The sequence below is a fragment of the Synechococcus sp. MU1655 genome, assembly GCF_023630655.1.
Lineage (GTDB): Bacteria > Cyanobacteriota > Cyanobacteriia > PCC-6307 > Cyanobiaceae > Synechococcus_C.
Genome location: NZ_JAKUHK010000188.1, coordinates 1 through 4,156, shown reverse-complemented (window position 1 = coordinate 4,156; position 4,156 = coordinate 1). Strand labels below are relative to the sequence as shown.

The following is a 4,156-nucleotide window of genomic DNA, read 5'->3' as shown; positions in this document are numbered from 1 at the left end:
CAACGTGCCAGAGGCCCAGCGTTGGCGCTGGTGCACGAAATCAGCCATCGTTTCCGCTGCCAAGCCAGCGCTGAGCTTTTCCTGCAGATAAAGCAGTCGCCAGTGCTGACGGGTCAGGCTGATGCCGGTCACGAAATCCTCAGAGATGGCTTGTTCCACGAAGCCACCGATTTGGTCGAGTGCTTTCCGTTTCACCACAAACGATGTGCCTGCACACACCACGGCCCCCCAGCCATCCCGGACCGGTTGAATCCAGCGGTAGAAACTTTCTTCATCAGATAAAAGCCAGTTTTCCATCCCCAGATTGCGCATCACTGGGTCGGCGTTGATGAAGGTTTGAGGGGTCTGAATGAGCGCAACCTCAGGTTCGAGAAGGAATCCAATGCTGCGATCAAGAAAGGTGCGTTGGGGAATGAAGTCGGCGTCGAAGACGGCAACCAGCTCTCCTCGGCAGTGGCGCAAACCATGGTTGAGATTGCCAGCCTTGGCATTGACGCGCTCCGCTCGGTGCAAGTAACGACACCCGAGCTCGGTAGCGAGCGCTTTCACCTCATGACGACCGCTGTCGTCGAGAACCCACACCTTGGTGTGGGGATAGGACAAGTTTGTGCAGCCAATCAGGGCTCGTTCGAGCACCTTGATGGGCTCGCCATAGGTGGGAACCAAGATGTCCACGTGTGGTTCCCAGCCGCTTTCAGCCCAGCGCTTTTGTCGGTCATTGATCTCGAAGCGGCGATCGGGGAACCTCCTCCAAGCCAGCCAGAGCGGTACCAATCCAACGAGCAGCAACCAGGCCTCAGCGAGCAGGAGCAGCATGCTGAGGGTGATCGATAAGCGACTATCGAAGTTGAGGCTGGAGGTCACTCTCCAGATCAAATAGCGAAAGGTGAACAGACTGATTAGCAGGATCAGGCTGCGCCGTCCCCAGATCGGGGTGTCTTGTTCGGGTCGACGGATCAGCCAGAGCGGCCAGAGCAGCAGCAGAAGCAACAACGCATTCATTCCATTCGCTGCATCTGTTGATCGAGCAAATCAAGGGCCGTGGCGGGCGTGGGCGCGCGCATCAGCTGTTGCCGAAACTGGGATGCGCCCTGGAAGCCAGTGCAGGTCCAGCTCATGTGTTTCCGGGCAATCAAGAGGCCGTGATCTCCACGAGCCTCGATCAGCGCCAGGAGTTGCTCCTTGGCGAGGGCTAAGCGCGCCATCGGTGCGGGTGTGGCTGGAATCGGTCGATCACTGAGTGCTGCATCGATTTGGCCCACAAGCCAAGGGGCACCCATGCTTCCGCGACCCACCATCACGCCATCGGCGCCGGTGATGCGCAAACAACGCAGTGCTTTCTCAGGGCTGTTGACATCCCCATTGGCGATCACGGGAATGCTGAGGGCTGCTTTGACAGCGGCAATGGCGTTCCAATCCGCAGTGCCGCTGAAGCGTTGCTCTCTCGTGCGCCCGTGGAGCGTCAGCATTCGCGCCCCTGCCTCCTCCAGGCGTCGGCACCAGTTCACGGCTGCCTCAGCCCCTACAGCGTTGTGTTCACCACACCAGCCGAGACGGGTTTTCACCGTGACCGGAAGTCCCACTGCGGCCACTACGGTGTCGACAATTCTGCAAGCCAGATCCGGGTCACGAATCAGACCGCTGCCACCGCCTTTTCGGGCGATTTTGCGTACAGGACAGCCCATATTGATGTCGATCAGAAAGGCCCCGGCATCGGCCGCACGACGGGCTGCATCGGCCATGGCGTCGGGATGGTGATCAAACAGCTGTACCCCGATGGGCCCTGTTTCGTCCTGCAGACCGTCCATCTTGAGTTGTCCGTGGCCCAATTCAAGGCTGGTGGCATTCACCATTTCGGTAAATAGCAATGCATCGGGAGCCCAGCGGCGCACCAGTTGCCTAAAAATCCGATCGCTGACGCCAGCGAGAGGGGATTGCAGTGCGCGGCATCTGAGTTGTCGCTCTAAAAGTCGACCCTGAATCTTCAGCGGCATGGCCAGAGGCCGAAGACCTATTCATTCTGCTGGTCAGGCTGTTGGTCTGAGAGTTGATCGGACGTTTGGACTTGTCAAGGCAAGACGATGGGGCGAAGGATGGATGTCTTCGGTCTGCTCGCATGCCCCCTACCCCTTGGCCGCTTAGTCGCTTGTTGTTGGATCGAATCCTGGACGACCGAGTGAGTGATCGCTTTGTGGCAGAGCGGGTTTGGGAGCGCTTGGGGTACCAGCCGGATGGGGAGGGACTGATCTGGCTGGCTGGGCCTGAGACACCCTCGGCGTGGCGAGAGGCGTTCCCCCAGGCCCCCGAAGTGATCAGTATTCGCCCCGCCTCCGTGCAACTCACCCGCTCGATTCCACGCGAGCACAAACAGCTATTGAAAGAGCAGTTGAAGTTTGCCGGGTATCGAATCGGGGAGCTTTACCCACGACGAACGCGTCGGGCTACTGCCGTGAATTGGCTTCTGGCTTGGCTGGCATCCCATGAGAAAGTGCTGGAGGAGGAGGGACCCTTGCCATTGCTGCTCGATCCGCCGCTCAACCCAGTGAGCGGCCATCCCGGTGATCTCCCTGTGCGTTGAGGCTTAGGTCTCGAGGCTTTTGAATGCCTGACCAACGGAACAGCCTTGCCCCCGCATGGGCTTCATGACAAGGAGGCCTAGTCGAATGGCCTTGTGCGTATTGATCCATCCGCATCACGATGCGGGCATAAAAAAAGAACAGTCGTCCTCTGCTGACTGTTCTCTTCGGCGATCACGGGGGTGCTTCGCCTCATGATCAACATGGCTGCAGAGAAGGCAGGTGTCCGTAGAGACAAGTGCTTATTTCCCCTTGGGCACAAAAAAGGAGGGTGTCTAACCCCTCCCGTCAGGATCTCCGTTCCACCGAAGCTCCTCTTCGCAAGTTGTAAGACATACGGTCCTTGCGTTGAAGGGCGGTTCTCCTCCCCGTTGGTGGGTCAAGCGTTGAGCGTCAGGTCATCGAAGGACCTGACGACATGCGTGACTTCATCCGCGTTGACCCAGAGGATGCAGCCGTCATCCACGTTGGCGATCTGGAACATCGTGTTCACTCTTGGGTCTCTAGCGCCCCCTTCGCAGAAGACGACTTGTCCCATCCACCAATTGGCATCGGGTTCCAAGGCGACCCGTTGCTCTGCCTGGATGATCACGTAGTCACCAGGCTTGACGTTCAGGAACGCTGGAGCCTTCGCTTCAGCCATTGAGTTGCTCATTGGTACATATGAGCTATTTGCCTGGTTCTAGGTCACGCGCGTGCGTCGGTCAAGCGCTTCAAGGTGTGCCGATTCCGGTTGTCCCTTTCAGTTGCCGCCAGAGGTGACGAGGCCTGAAAGGGTTGATTCTTGGAGTCGTTGCTATGGCTGAGTTTCTTCGGTCGGATTGATGGGATTGATCTTCAGGCCTGGATGATGACCTTGGTGCCTTTGGGTGTGTTTTCGAACAGCCAGCGAGCCTGTTGAGTCGGCATGCGCACGCAGCCGTGGCTCCTGGGCACGCCAAAGGACTGGCCAGCGTCTTCTTGCCAGGGAGCAGCGTGCATGCAAATGGCCTCGTTGGCAGTGATGCACATGGCGTAGGGCACGTTGGGAGAGACATAGGTGCGCCCTCGCATCGTCACCGAGCGGTACTTCGTGAGCACGGAGGCATGGCCCGTGGGAGTGGGGGACGAGGCTTTGCCCGTGCTCACGGGAATCACTCGGACGGTTTGCGCTTGCTCGTTAAGCACTGTGAGGGTCTGATCGGAGAGATCGACCACGAGCGTTGCAATGAGCTCAAGCATGATTGTGCCGCTGGCGTCGCTGTCACAGACCTAGCTGTGTCGCATGCGTCTCATTCGTCTCGTTCTGAATGATTTCGCATTTCTGTGATGGGTCACCTCTGTACTGTCAAGAAAGTTTTTCTTGGCTCCTGTCTTGGCACGTCCGGTCGTCGCAATCATTGGGCGTCCCAACGTCGGCAAGTCCACCTTGGTGAACCGTCTCTGTCGAAGTCGTGAGGCCATCGTTCACGACCAGCCAGGTGTGACGCGAGATCGCACCTATCAAGACGGGTATTGGGGCGATCGAGAATTCAAGGTGGTGGACACCGGAGGCTTGGTGTTCGATGACGACAGTGAGTTTCTTCCTGAGATCCGCGAGC

General features: G+C 58.3%; 6 protein-coding genes. 2 read left to right on the top strand and 4 right to left on the bottom strand.

The genetic code is table 11. The annotated features are described in order from the left end of the window. Window positions 1-1,002 (bottom strand): glycosyltransferase family 2 protein (locus NCN04_RS08860; protein WP_250395847.1); only part of this gene is annotated, 1,002 nt, incomplete at its 3' end. Continuing rightward, entirely contained in the window at window positions 999-1,994 is a 996-nt protein-coding gene (dusB, locus tag NCN04_RS08855) for a tRNA dihydrouridine synthase DusB (RefSeq protein ID WP_048345870.1), read from the bottom strand. The genes dusB and NCN04_RS08860, both read right to left, overlap by 4 nt. 122 nt (window positions 1,995-2,116) lie before the next feature. Here dusB and NCN04_RS08850 point away from each other — a divergent pair, with 122 nt between their 5' ends. After that, window positions 2,117-2,578, top strand: coding sequence for a DUF1823 family protein (locus NCN04_RS08850; RefSeq protein ID WP_250395846.1), 462 nt, complete (start codon window positions 2,117-2,119; stop codon window positions 2,576-2,578). 377 nt (window positions 2,579-2,955) lie between these two features. Here the strand turns inward: NCN04_RS08850 and NCN04_RS08845 are convergent, their stop codons facing one another. Continuing rightward, on the bottom strand, window positions 2,956-3,219 hold the full coding sequence (locus NCN04_RS08845; protein WP_250395845.1) for a DUF3104 domain-containing protein: 264 nt from the start codon (window positions 3,217-3,219) through the stop codon (window positions 2,956-2,958). A 194-nt stretch (window positions 3,220-3,413) separates the two neighbouring features. After that, window positions 3,414-3,797 (bottom strand): L,D-transpeptidase, encoded by a 384-nt coding sequence (locus tag NCN04_RS08840; protein ID WP_250395844.1) that lies wholly within the window; start codon window positions 3,795-3,797, stop codon window positions 3,414-3,416. A gap of 133 nt (window positions 3,798-3,930) precedes the next feature. Between NCN04_RS08840 and NCN04_RS08835 the strand changes: the two genes are divergently transcribed. After that, window positions 3,931-4,156, top strand: a 226-nt coding sequence (locus tag NCN04_RS08835) for a GTPase (RefSeq protein WP_250395843.1), incomplete at its 3' end; no start/stop codon positions are given.